The sequence below is a fragment of the Nitratireductor alexandrii genome, from assembly GCF_004000215.1.
GTDB classification, from domain to species: Bacteria; Pseudomonadota; Alphaproteobacteria; order Rhizobiales; family Rhizobiaceae; genus Mangrovimarina; species Mangrovimarina alexandrii.
Genome location: NZ_RBVY01000001.1, coordinates 361,155 through 384,936 on the forward strand (window position 1 = coordinate 361,155; position 23,782 = coordinate 384,936).

Annotated in this window: 17 protein-coding genes and 1 CRISPR repeat array; of the genes, 8 read left to right on the forward strand and 9 right to left on the reverse strand. The window is 65.2% G+C overall.

Going from position 1 to position 23,782, the window contains the following annotated elements; genetic code table 11:
• The first annotated feature begins 133 nt into the window (after nucleotides 1–133).
• From EP380_RS01725 to EP380_RS01745, 5 genes are all read left to right on the forward strand, one after another.
• Nucleotides 134–946 carry a helix-turn-helix domain-containing protein gene (locus EP380_RS01725; protein ID WP_127595900.1) on the forward strand — a complete coding sequence of 271 codons (813 nt, stop codon included), beginning with the start codon at nucleotides 134–136 and terminating at the stop codon, nucleotides 944–946.
• A gap of 78 nt (nucleotides 947–1,024) precedes the next feature.
• Entirely contained in the window at nucleotides 1,025–3,097 is a 2,073-nt protein-coding gene (locus EP380_RS01730) for a hydantoinase/oxoprolinase family protein (RefSeq protein ID WP_106572248.1), read from the forward strand.
• A 12-nt stretch (nucleotides 3,098–3,109) separates the two neighbouring features.
• Nucleotides 3,110–4,831 (forward strand): hydantoinase B/oxoprolinase family protein, encoded by a 1,722-nt coding sequence (locus EP380_RS01735; RefSeq protein ID WP_127595903.1) that lies wholly within the window; start codon nucleotides 3,110–3,112, stop codon nucleotides 4,829–4,831.
• Nucleotides 4,832–4,845: 14 nt separating this feature from the next.
• Nucleotides 4,846–6,849, forward strand: coding sequence for a TRAP transporter permease (locus tag EP380_RS01740; RefSeq protein ID WP_127595906.1), 2,004 nt, complete (start codon nucleotides 4,846–4,848; stop codon nucleotides 6,847–6,849).
• Entirely contained in the window at nucleotides 6,846–8,207 is a 1,362-nt protein-coding gene (locus tag EP380_RS01745) for a phenylacetate--CoA ligase family protein (protein WP_127595909.1), read from the forward strand. The genes EP380_RS01740 and EP380_RS01745 overlap by 4 nt, the downstream gene beginning before the upstream one ends.
• A 24-nt stretch (nucleotides 8,208–8,231) precedes the next feature.
• Here the strand turns inward: EP380_RS01745 and EP380_RS01750 are convergent, their stop codons facing one another.
• From EP380_RS01750 to EP380_RS01770, 5 genes are read right to left on the reverse strand one after another with little or no spacing between them, the layout of a single operon-like run.
• Nucleotides 8,232–9,011 (reverse strand): ABC transporter permease, encoded by a 780-nt coding sequence (locus EP380_RS01750; RefSeq protein ID WP_106572251.1) that lies wholly within the window; start codon nucleotides 9,009–9,011, stop codon nucleotides 8,232–8,234.
• Complete coding sequence (locus EP380_RS01755; RefSeq protein ID WP_106572252.1) at nucleotides 9,008–9,865, reverse strand: ABC transporter permease; 858 nt, start codon at nucleotides 9,863–9,865, stop codon at nucleotides 9,008–9,010. Before EP380_RS01755 ends, EP380_RS01750 begins: the two co-directional genes overlap by 4 nt.
• Complete coding sequence (locus tag EP380_RS01760) at nucleotides 9,862–10,938, reverse strand: ABC transporter ATP-binding protein (protein ID WP_127595916.1); 1,077 nt, start codon at nucleotides 10,936–10,938, stop codon at nucleotides 9,862–9,864. The genes EP380_RS01755 and EP380_RS01760 overlap by 4 nt, the downstream gene beginning before the upstream one ends.
• A 3-nt stretch (nucleotides 10,939–10,941) precedes the next feature.
• Nucleotides 10,942–12,057 (reverse strand): ABC transporter substrate-binding protein, encoded by a 1,116-nt coding sequence (locus EP380_RS01765; protein ID WP_127595926.1) that lies wholly within the window; start codon nucleotides 12,055–12,057, stop codon nucleotides 10,942–10,944.
• Complete coding sequence (locus EP380_RS01770; protein WP_106572255.1) at nucleotides 12,047–12,670, reverse strand: TetR/AcrR family transcriptional regulator; 624 nt, start codon at nucleotides 12,668–12,670, stop codon at nucleotides 12,047–12,049. Before EP380_RS01770 ends, EP380_RS01765 begins: the two co-directional genes overlap by 11 nt.
• Nucleotides 12,671–12,752: 82 nt before the next feature.
• On the opposite strand from EP380_RS01770, the gene EP380_RS01775 reads away from it, so the two are divergent.
• Both EP380_RS01775 and EP380_RS01780 read left to right on the forward strand, forming a co-directional pair.
• Entirely contained in the window at nucleotides 12,753–13,613 is an 861-nt protein-coding gene (locus EP380_RS01775; protein ID WP_106572256.1) for a cupin domain-containing protein, read from the forward strand.
• Between the two features lie 11 nt (nucleotides 13,614–13,624).
• Nucleotides 13,625–14,521: an ROK family protein gene (locus EP380_RS01780; RefSeq protein ID WP_127595929.1), complete on the forward strand. Its 897-nt coding sequence runs from the start codon at nucleotides 13,625–13,627 to the stop codon at nucleotides 14,519–14,521.
• A 56-nt stretch (nucleotides 14,522–14,577) separates the two neighbouring features.
• A CRISPR array of direct repeats spans nucleotides 14,578–15,933; the repeat unit is 36 nt; unit sequence GTTGCGGTTGGCCTGCGATTTCTGAACTGCTAGCCT.
• A 72-nt stretch (nucleotides 15,934–16,005) separates the two neighbouring features.
• On the opposite strand, the gene cas2 is transcribed toward EP380_RS01780, so the two are convergent.
• From cas2 to EP380_RS01800, 4 genes are all read right to left on the reverse strand, one after another.
• Nucleotides 16,006–16,380, reverse strand: coding sequence for a CRISPR-associated endonuclease Cas2 (gene cas2 / locus EP380_RS01785; RefSeq protein WP_238719665.1), 375 nt, complete (start codon nucleotides 16,378–16,380; stop codon nucleotides 16,006–16,008).
• Nucleotides 16,377–17,303 (reverse strand): type II CRISPR-associated endonuclease Cas1, encoded by a 927-nt coding sequence (cas1, locus tag EP380_RS01790; RefSeq protein ID WP_127595931.1) that lies wholly within the window; start codon nucleotides 17,301–17,303, stop codon nucleotides 16,377–16,379. The genes cas2 and cas1 overlap by 4 nt, the downstream gene beginning before the upstream one ends.
• Nucleotides 17,304–17,357: 54 nt before the next feature.
• Entirely contained in the window at nucleotides 17,358–20,660 is a 3,303-nt protein-coding gene (cas9, locus tag EP380_RS01795; protein ID WP_127595934.1) for a type II CRISPR RNA-guided endonuclease Cas9, read from the reverse strand.
• Nucleotides 20,661–21,365: 705 nt separating this feature from the next.
• Nucleotides 21,366–21,593 carry a hypothetical protein gene (locus tag EP380_RS01800; protein ID WP_106573576.1) on the reverse strand — a complete coding sequence of 76 codons (228 nt, stop codon included), beginning with the start codon at nucleotides 21,591–21,593 and terminating at the stop codon, nucleotides 21,366–21,368.
• 317 nt (nucleotides 21,594–21,910) lie between these two features.
• On the opposite strand from EP380_RS01800, the gene EP380_RS01805 reads away from it, so the two are divergent.
• On the forward strand, nucleotides 21,911–23,674 hold the full coding sequence (locus EP380_RS01805; protein ID WP_127595937.1) for a hybrid sensor histidine kinase/response regulator: 1,764 nt from the start codon (nucleotides 21,911–21,913) through the stop codon (nucleotides 23,672–23,674).
• Nucleotides 23,675–23,782 lie beyond the last annotated feature (108 nt).

Here is a 23,782-nt window from a genome sequence, read left to right on the forward strand (position 1 = left end):
CGAGGCTGCAAAAAAGCGGAGCTTTGAAAAGGCGGGGTGGAGCAGGGCTGTTCCACCCCGCGCTTGCATCGTGCTAACAGAACCGGGCGCAGAGCGGGGAGGACGTCGGCTGTCGCAGGAAAACGAGACCGGTTTGGAAGCGAGCGCCCGGCGCGGCTCGTCCGGTTACGAGCCGGTCAGGGCCGTGCTGCGCGCCTTCCGGGTGCTGGAGGAAGTCAATCGCCTCGGTCAGGCGCGCCTGCCGGAGATCGTCCGCGCGGTGGGGCTGCCGCGCGCGACCGTCATTCGCATGCTCGACACGCTCGAGGTCGCCGATCTGGTTCACCGCGATCCCGATCAGGCCGTCTACCAGGCGACACCGAAGGTGCATTTGCTGTCGTCGGGTTTCAACTTCAACCTGTGGCTGGAATCGGCGACGACCCCGATCCTGCTCAAATTGCTGCGCCGGATCGGCTGGCCGTCCGACATCCTGATGCTGCACGGTCGCGAAATGGTGGTCAGCCATTCCAATCGCGGCCATTCCGTCATCGACATCAACCCGCGCTTCGTCGGCATGCGCTCGCCCGTGCTGGGCTCGGCGTCCGGCCGCGCCTATCTGGCCTGGTGCCCGGAAGAGGAGCGCGAGCGCCTGATCCGCATCGTATGCAATCTGCAGGACCAGCGGCGCATCCGTGCCGAGATCAAACATACCCGCGCGGCCGGCTACGGATCGCGCGACCTCGCCCTGCCGCCGAAGGTCGGCGCGATTGCGGTTCCCGTCATGATCGGCGACCGGGTGGCGTGCTGTATCGACACCGTGTTCCTGCCGCAGGTCACCACCGCAGCCGAGGTGGCCAGAAAATGTCTCGGCCCCCTGCGGGAAGCGGCGGCGGAAATCGCCGCCGAAATGAGCATGACGGTGCAAACCAGGCAGGATCTGGGGTTCCTCGCGTTGTCCACTCCGTGAATAAAATGCCACTGTGTGGTGGCTGCTTGCAGGCGCGCGCCATTAGAAGGCGGGCACTAAAAGCATGGAGCAGCCTATATGATCCGGTTGGCCACCGATATCGGCGGAACCTTCACCGACCTCGCGCTCGACCGCGACGGAGACCTGCTGACAGGCAAGCTCTTGACCACTTTGGACCGTCCGGAGGAGGCCGTCCTGGACGGCGCGCGCGATTTGCTGGCCCGCGCCGGGGTCGCGCCCGGTGAGGTCGACCTCGTCATTCACGGCACGACGCTGGCCACCAATGCGATCATCGAGCGAAAAGGCGCCAGGACCGCCTTCGTGAGCACGTCCGGCTTTACCGACATGATCGATATCGGACACGAAAACCGGTTCGAGCAATATGATTTGATGATCACCCGGCCGCGGCCGCTGGTGCCGCGGCCGCTGCGTTTCGGCCTGCGTGAGCGCATCGACGTGGAGGGCAACGTGATCACCGCGCTCTGCGACGAGGCGCTCGAGGACCTGGCGGAATTTCTTGCCAGCACGCGGCCGCAAAGCCTCGCGGTCTGCCTGCTGCACAGCTACGCCAACGCGGCGCACGAAAGGGCCGTTGCCCGCTTCGTGCGGGAGCGCTTTCCTGAGATCAGCGTCTCGCTGTCATGCGACATCTCTCCGCTGGCGGGTGAGTACGAGCGCGCCTCGACCACATGCGCCAACGCCTATGTGAGACCGATTGTCGTCGACTATTTCGTGCGGATGGAAAAACGCCTGCGCGCGATGGGCATCGACGCGCCGGTACTGATCGTGATGTCGGAAGGCGGCCTGGCGTCGATCGAGACGGCGTGCGAGGCGCCGGTTCGCCTGGTCGAGAGCGGCCCGGCGGGTGGCGCGTCGCTGGCCGTGTCGGTCGCCCATGCGTTCGGTATCGACAAGCTCCTGTCCTTCGATATGGGCGGCACGACGGCGAAAGTCTGCATCGTCGACGACTTCGTGCCCCAATATGATGCCTGGTTCGAGGTCGACCGGACCTATCGTTTCCAGAAGGGCAGCGGCCTGCCGCTTCGCATTCCCGTCGTCGATCTCGTCGAGATCGGGGCCGGCGGAGGATCGATCGGCCATGTCGACGCCATGGGCCAGATCGAGGTCGGCCCGCATAGCGCCGGCAGCGAGCCGGGGCCGGCGGCCTACGGGTTCGGCGGCGACCGGCCGACCGTCACCGACGCCAATCTGGTGCTCGGCAAGCTCGATCCGCAGCGTTTTGCCGGTGGCCGCATCGTTCTCGACCAGGCGCGGGCCGAGGCGGCACTCGCCGCCGTCTTCGCAGAACCTCTGGGCCTGGAGCCGGCCCAGGCGGCGTCCGCGCTCGCCGAGGTCGTGGACGAGAACATGGCCAATGCCGCGCGCATGCACGCCATCGAGCAGGGCAAGGACATTTCCGAATACACCATGGTCGCCTTCGGCGGCGGCGGCCCGCTGCACGCCGCGCGCATCGCCCAGAAGATCGGCATCGGCCATGTCATCGTGCCGCCCAATGCCGGGGTCGGCTCGGCCGTCGGTTTCCTCGCCGCCCCTATCGCCTACACGATCCGGCGCACCAGCTATCTCATGCTCGACGACGTCGAGCCGCACAAGGTGGCCGCCGAGCTCGACGGAATCGTGGCTGCCGCGTCCGGTCACACCGGCCGCTTCGCCGCGACCGCCGAACCGGACATCGAGTGGAAGGCGCTGATGCGATATGCCGGGCAGGGCCACCATATCGAGGTGCCCTTCGAATATCCCTTTGCCAGGGACGATTTCCGAACCTGGATGACCGATCTGTTCGAAGCCGAATATCTCAGGCAGTTCGGTCGCGTTTTACCGCACCTGCCGATCGAGATCGTCGGCTGGGTTCACCGCAACGCGCTGTCGCTGAGCGACCCGGCCACGATGTGGAACGGACGGCGGGCCCCTTCTGCAAAATCGGTCGAAACGGCGCCGGCGCGGGCCTACGATCTGGCCGAGGCCGACTACGTGGCGGCCGACCGCTTCGAGCGCGAAACGCTGGATGCGGGCTGGCGGGGCGCCGGCCCGGCCTATGTCACCGAAGAGCAGACGACGACGGTGGTACCCGCCGGGTTCGCTTGCGAGACGGATGAGCGCGGTTTCATCCATTTGAGAATGTCGACGTAGGGGATGAGCGGCATGTCCTTCCAAACCGGCGACCTCGCCCGGCAGATCATGTGGCGACGCCTGACTTCGGTGGTCGAGGAACAGGCGCAGACGCTGATCCGGACCTCGTTCAGCCCGACCACGCGCGAGGCCGGCGATCTGTCGGCGGGGGTGTTCACGCCAGACGGGCGCATGATCGCGCAGGCAGTGACCGGCACGCCCGGCCACATCAACTCCATGGCCCGATCGGTTTGCCACTTCATCGACGCCATCCCCCTGGACGACTGGCGCGAGGGCGATGTCGCGCTGACCAACGATCCCTGGCAGGGCACGGGCCATCTCAACGACCTGGTCGTGGTCACGCCCGTCTTCCGGGCCGGCCGGCTGATCGCCTTCTTCGCCGCCACCAGCCATCTGGTGGATATCGGCGGGATGGGGCCGGGGTTCGACGCCAAGGACGTTTTTCACGAAGGCATCAGGATACCGATCACCAAAGTGGTCGATGCCGGGCGCGTCGACGACAAGGTGCTGGGCATCCTGCGTGCCAATGTGCGCATGCCCGAACAGGTGACCGGCGATCTGATGTCACTGATTGCCGGCAACCATACCGGTGGCCGGCGCCTGCTGGCCATGTGCGACGAGTTCGCTCTCGCCGATCTCGAGGCGCTGTCCGATTTCATTTTCGAGCGCTCCATGCGCGGCATGCGCGAGGAGATCGAGCGCGTTCCGACCGGCGTTTACGAGGCCGCGCTGACGCTCGACGGCATCGACCGGCCTGTCGCGATGACCGCGACGATGACGGTCGCCGACGGGCGCATCGATGTGGAATTCGGCGGCGATCTGCGGCCGTCGCCGCGCGGCAACAACGTTCCGTTCTGTTATACCGAAGCCTATGCCAGCTACGGTGTACGCTGCATTGTCGGGCGTTCGGTGCCCAACAACTGGTCCTCGCTTTCCGCCGTCACGATCCGCGCGCCGGAAGGGTCGATCCTGAACGCCACCGATCCTGCGCCGGTTGCCTCGCGGCACCTGATCGGCCAGATGCTGCCTGATCTGGTGTTTCGCTGCCTGGCCCAGGCCGTGCCCGACAGGGTGCCGGCCGAAGGCGCGGGCACGCTATGGAACATCCGGCTGCTGCGGTCGGCGCATGGCGACGGCAAGGCGGGTTTCAACGCGCTGTTCTTCCATTCCGGCGGCACCGGCGCGCGTCCCGGCCTGGACGGCCTTAACGCGACCGCGTTTCCCAGCGGCGTGCGCGCCATCCCCATCGAGATATCGGAAAAGAGCGCGCCCGTGCTTTACCGGCGGCGCGCGCTGCGCTGCGATTCGGGCGGTGCGGGCCGGACCCGGGGCGGGCTCGGCCAGGTCATCGAGGTGGCGAGCCGCGACGGCGATCCGTTCTGGATGGCCGCGTCCTACGAGCGCACCGGCAACGCGCCGCGTGGCCTCGACGGCGGACGAGACGGCGAACCCGGCACGGTGCGGCTCGGTTCCGGGCGTCCTTTCAGTCCCATGGGGCGGCAGGAAGTGCCGGGCGACGACGTCATCATCGTCGAACCGCCGGGCGGTGCCGGCCGCGGCGATCCGTTCGCCCGCGACCCGGCGCGGGTGCGCGAAGATGTCGAAAACGGCTTCGTGAGCCGCGAGGCGGCCATGCGCGATTACGGGGTTGTGCTGACGGCCGCTCTGGAGGTCGACGAGCCGGCAACCGCCGCGCTGCGGGCGGGGCCCAACAGGCGAGCAGCATCCAACTGAGGGAGGTCGGGAGGATGAAACGGCAGGAGGAGCCAACCGTGCGGGAGGGATCGGGCCGAGGCGGGTTCGAGCGCATGGTGATCTTCACGGTCGCGATCGTGGTGACCGCGATCAGCGTCAACCACACGTTCGGGCTGGATTTTCTCGTCGGCTACGTGCTGATCGAATCGACCGCCGTCATGCTGATCATCGGCCTGCTGATTGCGACCGCCTTTCTGGTGATGCCGTTGCGGCCGATCGGCCACAGCGCCCTGTCGCGGGCGGTCGATGCCGGCCTCGCGCTCGTCAGCCTGGCGATCACCGCCTACCTGTTCGTCAAGGCCGACATCATCTTCGAACAGGGCTGGGAGTTCGCCGCGCCGAACGATGCGAAGTGGATCGCGCTGGCGATGTGGGCGCTGTGCATGGAGTGCGGCCGGCGCGCCGGCGGTACGCCGGTCTTCATCGTCTGCCTGCTGCTTTCGGCCTTTCCCCTGGTCGCCGCCCATCTGCCGAGCCCGTTCAACGGTATCTCCCAGCCGCTGCTCGATCTCGCGGCCTATCACGTCTATGGCGGAGAAAGCGTGTTCGGCCTGCCGAGCCGGACGGTCGCCACCTCCCTGCTCGGCTTCATCATCTTCGGCGTCGCGCTGCAGCATACCGGCGCCGGCGCTTTTTTCATCGACGTCGCCTTCGCGCTATGCGGCAAATATCGCGGCGGCCCGGCCAAGGTGGCGGTCGTCTCCAGCGGCTTGTTCGGTTCCCTGTCGGGCAGCGCGGTCGCCAATGTGATGTCGACCGGCACGTTGACGATCCCGGCGATGAAGCGCAGCGGCCTGTCGGCGCGCATGGCCGGCGCCGTCGAGGCGTGCGCCTCGACGGGCGGCGTGCTCGCCCCGCCGGTCATGGGCGCCACCGCCTTCGTCATGGCGAGCTTCCTCAACGTGTCCTACGCCACGATCGCGATCGCGGCCACGATCCCGGCATTCCTCTATTTCTTCGGCATGTTCGTCCAGATCGACGCCTATGCGGCGCGCACCCGCCTGCGTGGGCTCGATCCGTCGCTGATGCCGGAATTTCGCAAGGTTTTGCGGGAAGGTTGGTATTATGCGGCCGTGATCGTAGCGCTGGTGCTGCTGATCCTTCTGACCAGTCTGGAGGAGAAGGCGCCTTACTACGCCACGATGCTGCTGCTGGTGATCAACCAGTTCAATCCGCGCCATCGTCTCGACCTGCGCGGCGCGGCAAACTTGGTGACCGGCATCGGCGTCGCGCTGGCCGAACTGGCCGCCATCGTCGCCTCGATCGGCTTCGTCATCGGTGCGCTTTTCGTCAGCGGCGTCATCGGCTCGCTGACCAACGATCTGCTGGCGCTCGCCGGCGGCAATGTCTATGCGCTGCTGCTGATGGGCGCGGCGACCTGCTTCATCCTCGGCATGGGCATGCCGATCACCGCCAGCTACATCTTCCTCGCCATTCTTCTGGTCCCGGCATTGACCAGGCTGGGCATCGACCCGCTCGCCGCCCATATGTTCCTGCTCTATTACGGCGCCGTCTCCTACATCACACCTCCGGTCGCGATCGCCGCGCTGACGGCGGCGACGATCTCCCATTCCGGTCCGATCCAGACCGGTTTCGAGGCCATGCGCATCGGCGCGATCATCTATATCGTCCCCTTCGTCTTCGTGTTCCATCCGGCCCTGCTGATGGACGCGCCCGCGTCCGAGATCCTTTTGGCTTTCGCCACCGCCGTGGTCGGCGTCACCTGTGTGTCCTGCGCGCTCCAGGGTTATCTGCCGGGGGCCGGCGTGGCCGCAGGGCTCGCCGAGTGGCCCGCCCGTGCATTGGCGCTGGCCGCGGGCCTGCTGCTGGTCCTGCCGAGCGGGACGATTTCCGCCGGATACGGCGTCTGGTCCTCGCTGCTGGTCGCGGCCGCTGCCTACGGGCTCGGCGTGATCTTGCTGCGCCTTGCAGGGCGCGGCAGGCAACGGGCGGCCGCGCCGACCGCGCCCAAACCCAGCCCCCGGAAAGCCTCATGATCACGACCAACTATTCCGATCCCGCCAACAACACCCGTTCCGGCGACGAGATCCGCGCCATGCAGGACCGGTTGATCGTGCGCCAACTCGCCTATTGCCACGAGCGTTCGCCCTTCTTCCGCGAACGTTTCGCCGCGCATGGCATCGACCCGCGCGACATTCGCGGGCTCGAGGACCTGCGCGCGATGCCGGTTCTGATGGGCAAGGACGACGAGCGCCGCAGCGCCGAGGAAAGCCGGGAGAAACTCGGCCACCCTTTCGGCATGCATCTGTGCGCGCCGCTCGAGGACCTTCATCTGACGGCGACGACGTCGGGCACGACCGGCGTCCCTACCTTTTCCTATACGTTTTCGCGCGACGACATCGACCGGTTGAGTGGCGCGATCGCGACCCGGTTCCGCAATATCGGCGTGCAGCCCGGGCAGCGCGTGCTGTTCTGCTTCGCGCTCGGCATCTACGCCACGACGATTTCGCTGTTCGGATTGCGCAAGGCGCGCGCATTGCCGATCGACATCGACGCGCGCGCGGGTACGGAGGTGATGCTGCGCATGGCAGCGCTGACGCGGCCGCAATGGCTGTCCTGCACGCCCTCGCTGGCCGAATATCTCGCCGCGCGGGCGCCGGAGATCATCGGCATGGAGGTTGGCGATCTGGGGTTGCGCGGGCTGATCCTGACCGGCGAAAGCTGGGCGACGATCCCGGGCGTAAAGGCGCGCATCGAGGAGACATACGGCGCCCGTGCCTATGACGTGTGGACGCCGGCCGGCCATGCCTCGGGCCATTCCTGCGACAGCGAGGCCTATCACGGCCTGCACGGCATCGCGCCCGAACTGTGCACCAGCTATCAGGATCTGATCGATCCGGTGACCCGCGCGCCGGTCGATCTCGTGCATGGGGCGATCGGCGAGATGGTCCACACATCGCTTCAGCGCGAGGCCTGTCCGACGATCAAATACGCCTATGGCGATATCGTTCAGCTTCTGCTCGATGAATGTCCGTCCTGCGGCTTTCGCGGGCCGCGCGTCAAGCTCGTCGGCCGCTCCGACGACATGCTGATCGTCAAGGGCGTCAACGTCTATCCGGCCGCGATCAAGTCGGTCGTCAGCGAGTTCGCCCCCGCCGTCACCGGCGACATGCGCATCGTGCTCAACGCGCCGCCGCCGACCGTGCTTCCGCCGCTCGGACTGCGGATCGAACATGCCCCCGAAACCGGTGCCGGCGATCTCGAGGATCTTGGTCGCCGCATCGCGGCTGCGCTGCACCGCACCCTAAAAATCAATCCGCAGATCGAATTCGTGCCGCCGGGCACGTTCGAGAAGGCGACACGCAAGACGCCGTTGTTCGAACGCCGCTATTGAGGGGCGTCGGCGGCCGCGTTCCGCTCAGCCGCGATAGCGCGTCATCCGCAACGCGATCGCGGTCGAGCCGATCGTGATGACGAGAAGCAGGGTGGCGATCGCGTTGATGGAGGGGTCGAGCGAGGTGCGCATCTTGCCCCAGACGAAGGTCGACAGCGTGTTGCCGGACCCGATCGTGAAGATCGTGATGATGAATTCGTCGAGCGAGATGGCGAAGGCCAGCAGCGCCGCGCCGACCAGCGCTGCCCTGATCTGTGGCAGCGTGACGTGCCGGAAGGCCTGCCACGGGCTCGCGCCGAGGTCGCGCGCCGCCTCCAGCGCGACCCGGTCGAAGCTCGCCATGCGGGCACTGACGACCAGTGCGACCAGCGGCTGGGTCAAAAGCAGGTGCCCGCCGATCACGGCGCCGAGCCCGAGCGGCACCGACAGCCAGCGCACGTAAAGCACGACAAGTCCGATCGCCACGACGAGCGGCGGGATCATGATCGGCACCGAAAGCGCCGTCAGCAGCGGGACGCTCGCCGCTGCGCTCTTGCGGGTGAGAGCAAGGGCCGTCATCGTGCCGGTTACCGTCGCCAGCAACGCGGTCGGCACCGCCACGGCGAGACTGTTCTGGAACGCGGCCCAGAACTCGGCCGACGAAAACAGCGTCCGGTACCAGTCGAGGCTGAAACCGGTCAGCGGCAGGCTGACCAGCGCCCCGGAATTGAACGAAAACACCACGACGATTGCCAGCGGGCCGAGCATGAACAGCACCAGTGTCGCGATCACGGCGAACCAGAGGACAGCGCCAAGCGGTCTCAAGACGGTCTTCTCCTGACGAATAGGGCGCCCACCAGCCCAAGCACCAACAGGCTCGCCGCCATCAGCACGAACGACATCGCCGCGCCGGCGGGCCAGTTGAAACGGGTCGAGAATTCCTGGGCGATGAACTGGCCGATCATCGAGCCCGACCCGCCGCCCAGAAAGCGTGGCGTGATGTAGTCGCCGGCGGCGTAGAGAAACGAGATCGCGAAGGCGGCGAACAGCCCGGTTCTGCATTGCGGAACGATGACGCGCATCAACGTTTGGCGCCCGCTTGCCCCCAGGTCGTGCGCGGCTTCGATCTGGATGTCGCTCACGTTGCGCAACTGGCCGTAGATCGGCAGGATGGCGAAGGGCAGCAGGAAGTGCACCAGCGCCACGATCACGGCGCCGCGATTGTAGAGCAGCGTGTCGAGCGGCTGGGCGCTCAGCCCGGACGCGATCAGGATGGCATTCAGGAAGCCGTCCGTGCTCAGGATCGCCTTCCAGGCGTAGATCTTGACCAGATAGCCGCCGAAAAGCGTGACGATCGCCACGAGGATGAGGGCATCGCCCCAGCGGCCGGCGCGAAAGCGTGCGGCATAGGCGAACAGGAAGCCGAGCCCGACGCAGATCAGCGCGGTCAGGCCCCCGTTTATCATCGTCGAGACGAGCACGTCGCCATACGTGTCGAAGACGCGGGCGTAGGCGGCCAGGGACATGTCGGGTGTCAGCGCGAAATTGCGCACGCGCCAGAAACTCACGACGAAAAGCAGCAGCATCGGCACTGCGAACAGCACCGCCAGGATCGCGAAGGCGGGGGCGGCAAGCAGAACGGCGCGCAGGCGACGCGAGGGCATGCGTGCGCCGGTCATGGCGCCACGTCGACCATGGCGGCCTCGGGCCAGCTTGCCGTGACCCTGCCGCCGACGGCGATCTCGTCGACCATGGTTCTGGGGATGCCGGCAATCTCGATCCTGTGCCCGCCTTCCAGTTCGAGGACGCATTGGGCGAATGGGCCGAGATCCACGATCTCCACAATGTTGCCCGCGACACGGAGCCGGCCGTCTTCGGGCCCGCCCTTGTCGGTGGTGTGCAGGCGCGCCGCCTCGGGGCGCAGCATGAGGTGCAGCGGACCGTCCGGGCCGGCCAGGTCGAATTCTACGCCGATAGCGAGCGCGACCCGCCCGTTTTTGCGCTCGCCGGCCAGAAAATTGGCGTCGCCGACGAATTCGGCCGCAAACCGGCTGCGCGGACGCGCATAGACCTCGCCGGGCGGTCCTGCCTGTTCGATCCGGCCCTTGTTCATGACGATGAGGCGGTCACCGAGCGCGAAGGCCTCGGCCTGATCGTGGGTGACGAAGATGAAGGTGCCGCCGGCGTCCTGATGGATGGCGCGCAACTCCTCCTGCATCGCCTGGCGCAGTTTGAGGTCGAGGGCGGAGAGCGGTTCGTCGAGCAGCAGGATCTTGGGGCGCATCACCAGCGCGCGCGCCAGCGCCACGCGCTGCTGCTGGCCACCGGACAGCCGATCGACGGGGCGGTCTTCGAAGCCGCTGAGCCTGACCAGCTTCAGCGCGTCGACCACCCGCTCGGCGATCTCCTCGCGCGGGCGTCGGGCGAGCGACAGGCCGAAGGCGACGTTTTCGCGCACGCTCATATGTGCAAACAGGCCGTGGCTCTGGAACACGGTGTTGGTGGGGCGCTTCTGCGGCGGCAGGTAGGTGACGTCCTCGCCGTCGATCTCGATCCGGCCGGAAGTCGGCAGCGTCAGGCCGCCGATCATCCGCAACAATGTCGACTTTCCACAGCCGGACGGGCCGAGGATCGAGGTGAACGATCCGCGCGGGATCGCAAGCTCGATATCCTTGACCACGTCGCTCTGGCCGTAGCGTCGGCCCAATCCCGCCAGAAGCAGGATCGGGTCTTGGGGTGCCGTTGCGTGCATCGATCAGGCTCGCAGGAAGCGCTGGTACTCTTCTTGGATCTGGTCGTAGCTGGCGTGCTCGCCGTCGTCCTGCAGCGGCCAGAACGGGTTGAAGCGGGCACTTTGGAACAGGCTTTCGAAGTCGCCGTACTGATAGACTTCGCGGTTGACCTGATCGACCAGCGGGACGGCGTCGCTGCTGACGACGGCCTGGGTGAGATCGGACGCCATCACCGTCTGTCCGCTCGCCGAGATCGCCTGCGACAGTGCCTTGTAGGCGGCGTCGCGGTTGGGCGCACCGCTCGGAATGGCCAGCGTATCCATGAAGACCATCACGCCTTCCTGCGGGCGTACGAAAGCCAGTTGCTTGTCCTTTTCGGCGGCGAAGGCCACCTGCGCGTCCCAGCCGATCGCCGAAATGACGACCTCGCCGCGAGCGTAAAGGTCGGTCGCCTCGCCGTAGTTGGGCGACAGGGTGCGGGCGTGCTCGCGCTTGATCTTGATCAGAAAGTCGATCGTCTGCTTCAGCTCATCCGGCGTCAGGCGGGTCGGCGTCTTGGTGCCGGTGACGATCGGCGCCCAGGTCGAGATCAGGCCGGTAATGTCGTCGGTAAGCGAGACCTTGCCCTTGTATTCGTCCTTCAGGCAGTCCTTCCACGAGGCCGGTTTGGCGATCGCGGCGGGATCGTAGACCATCGACAAGGTGCCCCAGGTGAAGGGCACGGCGTAGAGCTTGCCGTCCTTGCGGATCGTGTCGACGTCGAGGAATTCGGGGAAGATTTTCTCGATGCCCGGCACGCGCGCTTCGTCGATGGGTTCGACCAGCCCGGCATTGGCCAGGATCGGGATGTGCCCGAAATAGATCGAGATCAGGTCGAGTTGACCGGCCCCGCCGGCCTGCAGCTTGGTGATGATCTCCTCGTTCGAGCTGATATAGGTGGTCGACAGGTCGATGTCGTTGTTCTTCAGAAAGTCATCGGCCTTGAGGGGGGCATCGTAGCCTTGCCATCCGATCCACGACAATTGCGTGGCGGCCATGGCCGAACGCGGAAGCGTCAGCATTGCCGCGGCCGCGGTGCCGGCGGCGATGAAGCTGCGGCGGTCGAGGCCGTGGCGCGGTTTGGCGTGATTACGTTGCATTCTTTTCTCCCTGTTGTTGTTCCTGGGGTGTGTTGCGGGCGGCAGGCGTCTCCTTGCCGTAGGTCCATGACTTCAGGCGGGCGAGAACCGCCGCCTTGAGCATGGGGTCGTAGTTCATCAGGCCGAGGCTTTCCGAGAACCACAGGCCGTCGATCGCCATGCGCACGATCGTGGCGAGCACGGGATCGGGCGAGTCGGCGATGATGGCGTCCTGGTGGCGGCGGCCCTGGGCCTGGACGGCGGCAAGCCGTTCGGGCGTGTTGGCGAGCGCGGCGGTGATGGCGCCGTTCACCCGGTCGAAATATTCCCCGGTGAAGGCGTCGCCTTCGTGGGTGGCTGCGATATAGGCGCGCACGGCCCGTCCGCTCGCGTCGGGATCGGAGCCCATCGCGTGCGACAGCGCGGCGTCGAAGCGCGACACCAGCCGTTCGATCATCGCGGTGATGAGGTCTTCCTTCGAGGCGAAGTGATAAAGCACCGTGCCCTTGGCGACGCCGGCATCCTTCGAAACCCGGTCGTAGGTGAGGCCGACGAGGCCGTCCCTGGCGACGATGGTCTCGGCGGTGTCCAGCAATTTTTGGACCGTCGGATGAGAGGTCTTGCGCTTGCTCATAGTTCTTTGTACTGTCCGGACGGTACAAAAACAAGGGGCGATCCGCTCGCGCCTTGAAACACCCTTCAGCGGAGAGTTTCCAATGGGCTACAAATCGTCGCCGCGGCCTGTTTTCGACAGGCCGACCCACATCCCCTATGCCGAGGTTACGCGTCATGTGTGGGGCGATGCCGGAGCCGGACTGGTCGACGACCTGATCTACGCCTCCACCGACAAGATCCACCAGCTCGTCTTCAGCCTGGCCGGCGGCACGGGTTTCAAACATTCGGAAGATTACCGCACCGTGTTCGGCGCCGACGAGGTGCTTTACGTGCTGTCGGGCACGTTCGGCGCGGCCAATCCGGAAACCGGCGAGGTTCGCATCGTCCAGGAAGGCGAGGCGATCTTCTTCCGCAAGGACACCTGGCATCACGGTTTCAGCCTGTCCGACAAGCCGGTGCGCGTGCTCGAATATTTCTCGCCGCCGCCGTCGACCGGCACGTCGGGCGTCTATGCCCGCACCCGTCCCTATCTCGAACAGTCGACCTATCGCCAGGAGCGTTTCATCGGCCGCTGGCCGATGGCCGCCGACGAGGAAAAGCAGACCGCGACCATCAAGACCTTGCGCGACGCGGACCTGCTTTGGGAACTCGACCCCGAGGATCAGGGTGTCATCACCGGCCTTTACGCGGCCACGGAACATCTGGAAAGCGGCAAGACGACCGTGCTGCCTGGGCGCAAATCCTCGATGATCACCCGCAAGGGCGACGAATGTCTCTATGTGCTTTCGGGCTGCCTGCATGTCCTGTGCCCGGACAGGGAAGGCCAGGTCTGGTTCGAGCTCAATCCGGGCGACGGCTTCTTCTTTCCCGACGGCACGCGCCACCAATACGCCAATCTGCGCGGCGAACCGGCAAGCTTCGTCTTCGGTGTCGGCCCCGGACTGGGCGACAAGGGCGTGTGAGCTGACGGCGCATGAACGCAATCGGTATCGACGTCGGCGGCAGCAAGACCGTCATCGGTCTGGTCGACACCGTCAGCGGACGGGTCGACCGTACCGTGCGGTTGGAAACCCCGGCGCGCGCGCGTGCCGGGAGCGATTTTCTCCGCCGTGTGGCCGACGAGGCGCGGGCGCTGTCGGCTGATGCCGCGGTTCCGCTGGGGGTCGGCATCTGCGAGGCCGTCGATACGGCCGGCGAGATCGTCAGCGCCCATCGCGTTCCGTGGACGACGGCGGAGTTGCGCGCGGCCTTTTCGTTCGCGCCGGCCTTGACGATCGATTCCGATGTCCGCGCCGCGGCCGTGGCCGAGGCGTGTTTCGGCGTCGGACGCGGACTGGGCGACTGGCTTTACGCCAATGCCGGGACCGGCATTGCCAGCGTCGTGATGCGCGGCGCCGTGCCTTATTTAGGGTGTCGCGGCCGGGCGATGGGGCTTGGCATGAGCCACCTGGTCGAGGAGGACGCGCGCCGCGAGCCGCTCAGCGTCGAAGACATTGCCGGCGGCGCGGGCATGTTGGCGCGCGCGCGTGCGGCCGGCCTGGCCGTGCCATCCGTGGCCGCGCTGATCGCCGAGGCGGAAGCGAACGAGCCGGGCGCGCACGGTGTTGTCGCCGGCGCCGGCGCGCTGCTGGGCCGCGCACTGGGCTTCCTGGCCAATGTGCTCGATCCCGAAGTGGTCGTTCTGGGCGGCGGGATGCCGTCGGCGAGCCCGACCTATCTCGCCGCATGCAGGCGCGCGCTCGACGCAAGCCTGTGGCGCCCGGCGCCACTGTGCCCTGAGCTGCGGGTGGCCGGGCTCGGCCCCGAATCGGGCCTCGTCGGCGCGGCGCTGCTGGCCGCACCGCAGGAAAAAGGTGCCGCACCGGCCTGAAGCGCCATCGCCGTGCCTGGAACCCGGCCTCCACCGGCGGGGCGACCTCTCCCGCTGTCGCGGTTGGCCTGCGATTTCTGAACTGCTGGCCTACTCGCATGTGACACAGGAAGACTTACGTGGTTGCGGTTGGCCTGCGATTTCTGAACTGCTAGCCTCGAAATTGAAGGCGAAAACGTGGCCGGGGCGTTGCGGTTGGCCTGCGATTTCTGAACTGCTAGCCTCGTTGAAGCGTGAGATGGCTCGCGCCATCCGTTGCGGTTGGCCTGCGATTTCTGAACTGCTAGCCTGGGGCATCGGCGCGAATGCTGCCGGTTTCCGTTGCGGTTGGCCTGCGATTTCTGAACTGCTAGCCTGACACTTTCAACGACGTTCAACGGCCAATCGTTGCGGTTGGCCTGCGATTTCTGAACTGCTAGCCTCGAGTTTCGCCCCGCCAGCTACGTGACCGGGTTGCGGTTGGCCTGCGATTTCTGAACTGCTAGCCTCGTCGCTGCACGCCCCTACCTCTCCTTCATGTTGCGGTTGGCCTGCGATTTCTGAACTGCTAGCCTCCTTCCACATAAACCTTGGAACCCTTTTTCGTTGCGGTTGGCCTGCGATTTCTGAACTGCTAGCCTCCGAAATGGATGCTATCGCCAGGCACTGCAGTTGCGGTTGGCCTGCGATTTCTGAACTGCTAGCCTTGAAACCTACAACGGGGCGCCGCTTTCATTGTTGCGGTTGGCCTGCGATTTCTGAACTGCTAGCCTGCTCGCAGCGGTTTACCGACAAGTCCACATGTTGCGGTTGGCCTGCGATTTCTGAACTGCTAGCCTCACCCACACACGTTCTTGAACGGGGCGCATGTTGCGGTTGGCCTGCGATTTCTGAACTGCTAGCCTCGACCGTCAAATCGGTATGGGGCACGCTCGGTTGCGGTTGGCCTGCGATTTCTGAACTGCTAGCCTCAACCGCGTCATCTTCGCGGACGTTACTATGTTGCGGTTGGCCTGCGATTTCTGAACTGCTAGCCTCCGAGGCCCGGCAGGAGCATCGAGATGCGGGTTGCGGTTGGCCTGCGATTTCTGAACTGCTAGCCTGATGGCTGCCGGCTACCGCATCCTCGCGCCGTTGCGGTTGGCCTGCGATTTCTGAACTGCTAGCCTCGATCATAGCGCCCATCCATTCGTCCAGCGGTTGCGGTTGGCCTGCGATTTCTGAACTGCTAGCCTGACCATGGGGCTGATGGGGCTCGCCCCCCTGTTGCGGTTGGCCTGCGATTTCTGAACTGCTAGCCTGGAGAGCCGGATTGGTGACGCCCGCGCGTGGTTGCGGTTGGCCTGCGATTTCTGAACTGCTAGCCTGACGCCGGGCTTGCATTGCAGAGCCCGACCGTTGCGGTTGGCCTGCGATTTCTGAACTGCTAGCCTGGATGACGCCCCAAAACTCTGTTCCGGCAGGGATTTTGGGGGGGGATCCGGCTGCAAAACACGTCATTTTTGCTAGAAAAGGGCGATTTGTTCCGGGTTTTTCTTGCGGATTCGGCGGCTTTGATCGCTAAATCTGACGATGTTTTCATATTGGCGGTCGGTAAACTGAAAGATAAAGACATCGCCGCGCTCTGGAAGGTTGCATTCGATGCGCCGAGCATAGGTGTCGAACTGGTCCTGCCCGTTGACCAGCCTAAGATAGTTCGAAAGCTGGCTCATCTCAAAGCCTTGATCGAGCAGGAATCCGCGGAATTTTGTCGCCTGCGCCCGGTGCTTTTTCGTGTCTACCGGCAAGTCGAAAGTCACGAGCATCCACATCAGCCTGTAAGCGGACATATAGGACGGCTGCGTCCGCTCTCCCCGTTTCTGCGTATAAAGCGTGGTCATGTCGCGTCGCCCCGACGCGCCAGGCCCGCCATCGTCAGCGGTTCCGGTGGCACGGGCAGGTCGAAATCGTCTTCGGCGCCGCAAGATCGGCCTGCAAGTTGCTGGGCGAGGCGCGCGGCGTGAACGTGAAGCGGGCTCATCCCGCGCGGCGCGAGCAGGTCAAGGGCGGTCAGGGCCGCAAGCGCGGACTTGGCCTGGGAGGAGACATCCAGGCAACCATCCTGCACCAGATTGTAGACGGCCCGGTCGACAAGCGGGCGATAAGGCTCCATCAGGTCGTCGGCGAGCGCGAACGCATTGCCGCGATTGGCATGATGAAGTCCAATGGAGGGGTGAAGCCCGGCCGCGCAGATCGCCCGGCTCAGCGTCGCGCGTAGCACGGTATAGCCGTAATTGAGCAGGGAATTGGCACCCTCCGCCGCCCGGTCGCGGCGGAAATCCGGTCCCATGAGCGCTTGCCAATAGCGCCGCGCAGCCTGGGCCTCGACATTGTCCGGGTCGCCGGAGCGTACTTTACGCGCCAGCATGGCGAAAGCGCCCGGCTCCGCGCCGACTGAGGCCAGTACCGAACCCTGCATGCGTATTTTCGCCACGACGATGTCGCGCCATATGCGCTTGGCCAGCGGACGCGGCGCATTTGCCTGCGCGTTCAGCCGCGCGCCCTGCAGGTGGTTGCCTGCCACCGGCCAGACGCAGGCCACCGGAGCATGGTTCTGCGCGCACAGGACGACGGGAACAGCCCGTTCCGAAAGGCGAGTGAACACGGTATTGGACCAGGTCAGACCGTGCGCGTGGGCGATGACGCCGCCAATATCGTCGAGCGCGATGCGCCCGACCTCCTCGCGGTCCCGGCGGACCGTGAGAAAGCCGCGATGAACGGCCACATGCAGGCCTTCGCTGGACAGATCAACCACGCGCAGCATGGCCGAAACCTACCACTTTAGCGTGTCGCGCGCCCGGCGAGGCTGTGCCTTTGGTTAACCGTCGCGCCTTTCCCACCAGGCGCCGGGATCGAGCACTTGGCCGATCTCGTCGATGCGCACTTGGCGCGCCCTGTTCTTTCTCAGGCTGGACGCACTGAGATAGACATATTTGAAGGGGTCGCCCTTGTCGGCATCGCGCCCCTTCAGGGAGCCGGCCTCGTTGTGGTCGGCCAGTGTCAACGAACCGGCTTCCGAGAACTTCACCACGCGCAGGATGCGGCGACCGTTCTCGCCATCGAGAGCGACCATGTCGCCCTGCTTGAGGCTCAGCACTTTCTTGGCGGTGGGATGCTGCAATCGTATCGCCGACTGCCAACCGGGCTGGTGGGCATCGAAGGTGGACACGACTTCGCTCGCCCACTTGCCGTCCGGTCCCTGCCACACGTCGAAGCTGTGATTGCTGTCGCCCTTGTAGCCTTTGTAGACCCGCCCCTTGCGGTCGCGGATCGGGATCGTCTTCAACGGCTCGACGACGCGCACATGGCGGATGGATTTGAACTTGGCGTCGTTGCTCACGAAATTCAGCACGGCCTCCTCGAAGGCCTTGCCCTCAAGATCGCGCGTGGCCTCCCACAGCCGGTCGCGCAGTTCCGAGTGGCCATGGTCGTTGGCGCGGATCTTCATGATGTCGCCAGGCTTCTTGATGTCGGTGATCGCGATACGGCGCACGACCAGATCGTTGCCTTTCTCGTCCTTCTGCCCGGTCGGGCCATAGGCGGTATCGTTGTGCAGCTTTCCGGCAGTCTGCCCGCGGCCCTTGGCATAACCGGCGCGGCCGACGGTGCCGTGATCCGGCTTGTGGGAGACGGTGATGTCGTGGACGGCCTTGCGCAGATCGTCGCGGAAACAGGGCCAGGGCGGCGCGATCCTTTCCACCACGCGCTCCGCGCCGCGTTCCTCGGCGGAGGCCGAGGCGGTCGCCAGTTTCTGGATCAGGGACCGGGTGGTACACGCGATCACCACCGCGTCGATGGCGTGGTGCCGATGGTCGAGACGGTTTTTCGGTTTGGTCACGTCGGCGCCGGCGATGTTGTGGTCGTAGAGCAGGGCGTTGAGGTCCCATTGCCGGCGCAGCATCTCGGTCATCCGACCGGGCAGGGCCCGTACCCGCGAATGGCGCTTGAAAACCCCGTCCGGGTCGACCTGCTCGGCCCCGTAGAGGCTCGCCAGATAGGTCAAGGCCAGGCGCGAAATATATTGCATGTCGATCAGCTGCCGGGCGAGGAAACCTTCCTCCTCGCCGAAACGCGCCATCGCGTCCTCGGCAAACCGCCACTGTTTGTTCTTCGGCAGCGTGGCCGCGCGGGCGAGGATCTCGGGATAGCGCGCCTTCCATTGCGGTACGTCGGCGGGCGCGCGGTTCTTCTTCTCGCGATTGCACGCCGTGCAGCACAGCAGCCGGTTCGCCTTGCTGTCGTCCAGCGTCTTCGAATAGGGCAGGATGTGATCGATATCGCTCTCCCCGTTGAAGAGCATGTGGCATGCAATCGGCTTGCCGCAATAGGTGCAGACGCGGTTCTCCGGCTTCTGGTTCAACTCCTCCCACAATTCCAGCCGCAGACGGTTGTAACCGGTATTCGCCTGGCCATGGGTCTCGACCAGTTTCTTACCGCGTTCGATCGCCGCCTTGGTGTTGCGGCCGATGGTTCGGTTGATTTCCTCGCGCTGCTTCTCGTTCAGCTTCAACTCGCGGCCGACCTCGATGGCGATGCGATCCGGCTTGCCGTGCCTGGCGATCAACGCGTTGACCACCCGGCGCAACTGATTCAGCGCGATGTGCACCGTCGGATTGGTGATGCGGCCCATGCGCTCGTCGTAGGGATCGTCCGGCTCCCCGGTTCCCGGCGGAATGTGGCGTTCCAGAACGTCTTGGTATTTCGGCAAGCGCGCGGCGCCCCGACGGTTCGGATCGACTTCGGAATTGGTCCGGCCGTAAACTTTTTTCGCAGCCGCCGCCTCGGTGATGACAAAACCGTTCTCGTCGACCTCGTTTTCCATTGCGTCGATGAGCGCGGCCAGCGCCGACGGACCGAGCCGGCCGAAGCCGTCGGGAATCGGAATGTCGGCCACCGCTTTCGCGCGCGCCTCGTCCAGCCCGGCCTGCGTGCGCAGCCATTGCACGAGTTGCGTGTGGTCGGGCTCGGTGCGCAGCATTTCGCTGACTTTCGCCTGCTCGTCCGCCGGCATGTCAGCCCATCGGGTGCCGAAACAGTCCGGCCGCGTCATGCGAAAATGGATCACATCGCCTTCGAGGTCGGTGCGGTTGTCCGTCTCCTTGTTGAAACGCACCTCCTTGCCGAGGCCAAGCTGCTTCTTCAGTTTGGAGAACGGCATCTTGCCCTGCTTGTTGAGGCCGGTGCGCAGCGCCAGCACCAGGATGTCGCGCTGTTCCGGCGCCAGCTTGATATGCCGCTGGTCCTCGCCGATGATCTCCAGCTCGTTGATCTCTTTCAAAAGCCGGAATTTCTGGAACAGCGGATGCGCCCTGGCGAGCCGGCTTTCGGCCGGATTGTAGGAACATTTGCCCGGTTTCACCGGCTTCAGCGGGCGCTGGAAAAACACCGTGTCGCGAATATTGTCGACCACGGCATCGTCCAGCAGCTTCGGATGGAAGCGCTTCTGGCAACGCATGATCAGGTCGAATTCGCGTTCCAGTGCGGCGCGCGAGGGGTAGAAATCGTAACCCTTGCCGTCGGCGGTCATGCGTGCGCGCACCGACAGCCCGCGCGCGCGGCGCATGTGCAGCCATTCGCCGAAGGTGCGCGCCTTTGCCTCCATCATCTGCGCGTCCAAAGCGCTGATGGCTGTCGCGATCTTGCCCTGTTCGGCATCGTTGCTGTCGGTTTTCCTGTTGCTCTTGAACCCACGGCGCTGGTTGAGGTGGAAAATCGCGCGGCCGATCTCGTGCGGCGTCAGCGCCTTGTCGAGCGCCCGGGCGCGCAACGCATAGACGGACGTCGACAGATCGCCGCCCGCGCCATCGCCATGGTCGCGCACCAGCGCCGCGCGCGCCTTGTCGTCGGCCGGCATCAGCCCGTATTGTGTCAGCAGATCGAGCAGGCGCTGCCGGCGTTTCAGATAGCGGTCGCGTCGCCGCCGCGCGCCGCGCGCCTCGCGCCGGGCAACGGCCAGTGAGGCCTTCGACTGCGGGTCGCGCCCCGCCATCTCGGCTTGGGAGAAGATGCGCACCCCGCACTCGACGATGCGGCCCTCGTCACCCTCACCTGGCTCGCCGCGCGTTTCAATGATCGCCCAGCCGAGGGAGTTGGTGCCGAGATCGAGGCCGAGTGTCCTCATTTTTGCTCCCCTTATGTTCTATGTATTTTTAGCTGGATGACAATTTGGTCTCATAAATCAATTTTGTGCCTGGGTTTCCAGATCGTTCCCGGAAATAAGAGATACGCAAAGCGATCAATCGCGGCGGACGCGCGTTTCACCGCGTTTCAATTGCAATTATACTATTCTCTTGCTTCATTGGATTAAGCAAGGCCGAGCGTGTGATTACGGTTGGTCTGCGATTTCTGAACCCGGGTTGAAGGAGGGGGGCGGCCTCTCCTTTTTGTTTGATTTCGGGTCTTTGATGAACTAGGGAACAAGCGTTCAGAAATCGCAGTCCAGCCGTTAACAAGCTGAGATAGCACCAGATAAGGCGCTCGCACCTCCTGCTTGCAGAAAGGGCGGGCGCTTTTGTTTGGTCTCTCGGCAGTCGCGCCGTCATATGGCGGGGCGGGAAACGCCTGGGCGCTGGGCGCCGGATCGTCCGTGCGGGAGCCGCCACATCGGGCGCGGGCCCGAAATGAGCTGCCGCATGCCTGCCGCAGCGCGATGGAGCCGACGCGTTTTATTTAACGGCGTTTGGGCAAGAGCCCGCTGGCGGGCTTTGGCGGGCCGGCACCGGCACACCGCCAGGCAGGGCGAACAAGGCGGGACTGACGGGGCCGGCCCGTCAGCCCACACGCATCGCCGAATGCCGTGTAGGCCCGGCTGCGCGGTCACGCCGTCTTACTGGCACTTGTCGTAATTCGAATAGGCCGGGTCGTTGCGGACCTTGTCGATCGCGGCGGCGCGCGAGGATGCCTCGACGGTGACCGAGACGGACTGCCCGGTGACCGAATCGACACAGCTCAGCTTGTAGCTGCCCGCATGCGCCGAGCCTGTGAAGGCAAGCGTGAACGAGGCCAGCGCGGCGGCGGCTGCGAGGCGTTTTGTGTTGTCCAGGTTGAGTGTCATGGCAGAACTCCGTCCTTGTGTTTTCGACGGTGCGAAAGAAACGAAATCGGCAGCGGCACACAATTAGGTCGGCTGCACTAATTGAACTTGCGCCTGCCGTCGCCGGCATCGACGCGTCTGCGCGGCCCGATGAGGGGGGGCGGCGCGCGTCGTTTGGCCGTTGGTCGTGCCTTGACTGGCGCGGTCGATCGCCGGGCCGCTGCCGCGGGTTGATTCCTGCCACAAACCGTCTCTAGGGTGAGCGGAACCCGGCCCGTGACGATGCATGGTCGCAAACGTTGCGGGCCACAGGTTCGGACACAGGGCGACGGGGCATTTTGGACGGTGCGAAGGAAAGTGTCGGCGGCGCGGCGCGCGCGCCAGGCATAACGGTTGCGGGGCTTCTGTCTCCCGAGCCGTGGAAGACCCGTTACCTGTTTTCGATCGGCGCCAGAAGCTGGCTGATCCATGTCTTTGTCGTCCTGCTTGCGTTTGTGGCGCAGCAGAACCTGTCACTGGCGGCCCAGGCGTGGCTGACCGGCATGATTACTCTTTCACTCGTGCTTGCAGGACTGTGCCAGTATGGCCAGCGCCTGCCGGACGTCCCGCCGCGCGCGCTCGCGATCGCCGCCTGGTTTCATTCCGCGCTGACCGCGACCGTCGGGCTGCTGTGGGCCTGGGGGGCGTTCGTGGCCGCCGAAGCGGGGTTCGACAACCTGCTTCTCTACACGCTGGCGCTGGGTGGGACGGCGCTCGGCGCCGTGTCGTCGCAGCACGCGGTGATGCGATCGTGCCTGCTCAGCATCTGGACGTCGGTCCCCGGCCTGGCGGCCGCGCATCTGGCCTTGGATGCGACGAGGCTGGGCCAGGCGAATGCGGCCATGATCGTCCTCTACGGCGCGGTGCTCACCATCCTCGCCACGCGAATGCACCGGTTCGTGGCCTCCAACCATGCGCTTGTCGAGAGGCTCGACCGGCAGGTTCATCAATTGCGATACGAAAAAAAACGCGCCGACATGGCCCAGGAGGCCAGGACGCGTTTCCTCGCCCACGCAAGCCACGATCTGCGCCAGCCGGTGCACACGATGAATCTGCTGATCAGCCTGTTGCGCGAAAACGAACTCGACCGGGACGCCCGCGACATCGTCGGCAAGATCGACCTGTCGTTGACCTCGCTCAGCGAGCTGTTCCAGTCCCTGCTCGATTTTTCGATCCTGGATCTGGGGCGGATGAGGGTTTCGACGGAGGCCGTCGACCTCAACGCCGTCCTTAATCGTCTCGCCAAGCAGAACATGCCGCTTGTCGAACGCATGGGCGGGGCGATTGTCGTTTCGCCGACCAGTGTCTGGGTCGAGACCGACCCGCGGCTTCTCACGACCATGCTTCAAAACCTGATCTCGAACGCCGCGAAATACGCGCCGGGCAGCACGGTGCTGATGGGTGTGCGGCACAGGAAAAACGGCATCGCCGTCGTGGTGGCGGACCAGGGGCCGGGGATCGGTGAAGCCGACAGGCCACGCATATTCGACGAATTCTACCGATCGGGCGACGACGCCGAACGCGTGCAGGGCTTGGGCCTGGGATTGCCGCTGGTCGTCCGTTTCGCCGAACTTCTCGGCCATGATTGCCGGCTGGAAACCAGGCCCGGACATGGAACGCTGGTCGAAATCGGCGCCATGAAGCGGGTCGCTGCCTGTCGCGAAGCGGTCAAGGGCCGCTGGACGGCCGCGCATCTGCTTTCGGGACTGGAAGTCTATCTCGTCGATCGCGATGGCGATACGCGAAAGGCGACCGAGGTGCTGCTGGAGAACTGGGGCTGCGTGGTTGCGCCGGAAGGCTCGGCCGCGCGCCTGGGCCGATCGAAGCCGGGCCTGATCCTGCTGAATCATGGCATGAATGGCAACGAGAATGCCGCGCAGGCGATAACGGCCATCCGCGAACAGGCCGGCAAAACCGTCCCGGCCATCGTCGTCAGTGGCACGCTGGATCACGAGGCGTTGGGTATTGCCGGGCTCGACGACGTGCAGCTTCTCGCAAAACCCGCCCCGCCCGCGCAGTTGCGGGCATCGCTGGTCTCGCTTGCCCTGAGCACCCGCGATTAGAGCATATCCGGCGAGACCCGGATCGCACAGAGGGTCTCGCTATCTATTTCATGGAATTGCGGGCGCGGAAGCCGTTTCGCACCCTTGCCGAAATTGCTCTGCGCCGTG

Coding starts and splice junctions, on each gene's coding strand:
- EP380_RS01730 (WP_106572248.1), top strand. CDS start 1,025: ATGATCCGGTTGGCCACCGATATCGGCGGAACCTTCACCGACCTCGCG.
- EP380_RS01735 (WP_127595903.1), top strand. CDS start 3,110: ATGTCCTTCCAAACCGGCGACCTCGCCCGGCAGATCATGTGGCGACGC.
- EP380_RS01740 (WP_127595906.1), top strand. CDS start 4,846: ATGAAACGGCAGGAGGAGCCAACCGTGCGGGAGGGATCGGGCCGAGGC.
- EP380_RS01745 (WP_127595909.1), top strand. CDS start 6,846: ATGATCACGACCAACTATTCCGATCCCGCCAACAACACCCGTTCCGGC.
- EP380_RS01755 (WP_106572252.1), bottom strand. CDS start 9,865: ATGACCGGCGCACGCATGCCCTCGCGTCGCCTGCGCGCCGTTCTGCTT.
- EP380_RS01760 (WP_127595916.1), bottom strand. CDS start 10,938: ATGCACGCAACGGCACCCCAAGACCCGATCCTGCTTCTGGCGGGATTG.
- EP380_RS01765 (WP_127595926.1), bottom strand. CDS start 12,057: ATGCAACGTAATCACGCCAAACCGCGCCACGGCCTCGACCGCCGCAGC.
- EP380_RS01770 (WP_106572255.1), bottom strand. CDS start 12,670: ATGAGCAAGCGCAAGACCTCTCATCCGACGGTCCAAAAATTGCTGGAC.
- EP380_RS01775 (WP_106572256.1), top strand. CDS start 12,753: ATGGGCTACAAATCGTCGCCGCGGCCTGTTTTCGACAGGCCGACCCAC.
- EP380_RS01780 (WP_127595929.1), top strand. CDS start 13,625: ATGAACGCAATCGGTATCGACGTCGGCGGCAGCAAGACCGTCATCGGT.
- cas2 (WP_238719665.1), bottom strand. CDS start 16,380: ATGACCACGCTTTATACGCAGAAACGGGGAGAGCGGACGCAGCCGTCC.
- cas1 (WP_127595931.1), bottom strand. CDS start 17,303: ATGCTGCGCGTGGTTGATCTGTCCAGCGAAGGCCTGCATGTGGCCGTT.
- cas9 (WP_127595934.1), bottom strand. CDS start 20,660: ATGAGGACACTCGGCCTCGATCTCGGCACCAACTCCCTCGGCTGGGCG.
- EP380_RS01800 (WP_106573576.1), bottom strand. CDS start 21,593: ATGACACTCAACCTGGACAACACAAAACGCCTCGCAGCCGCCGCCGCG.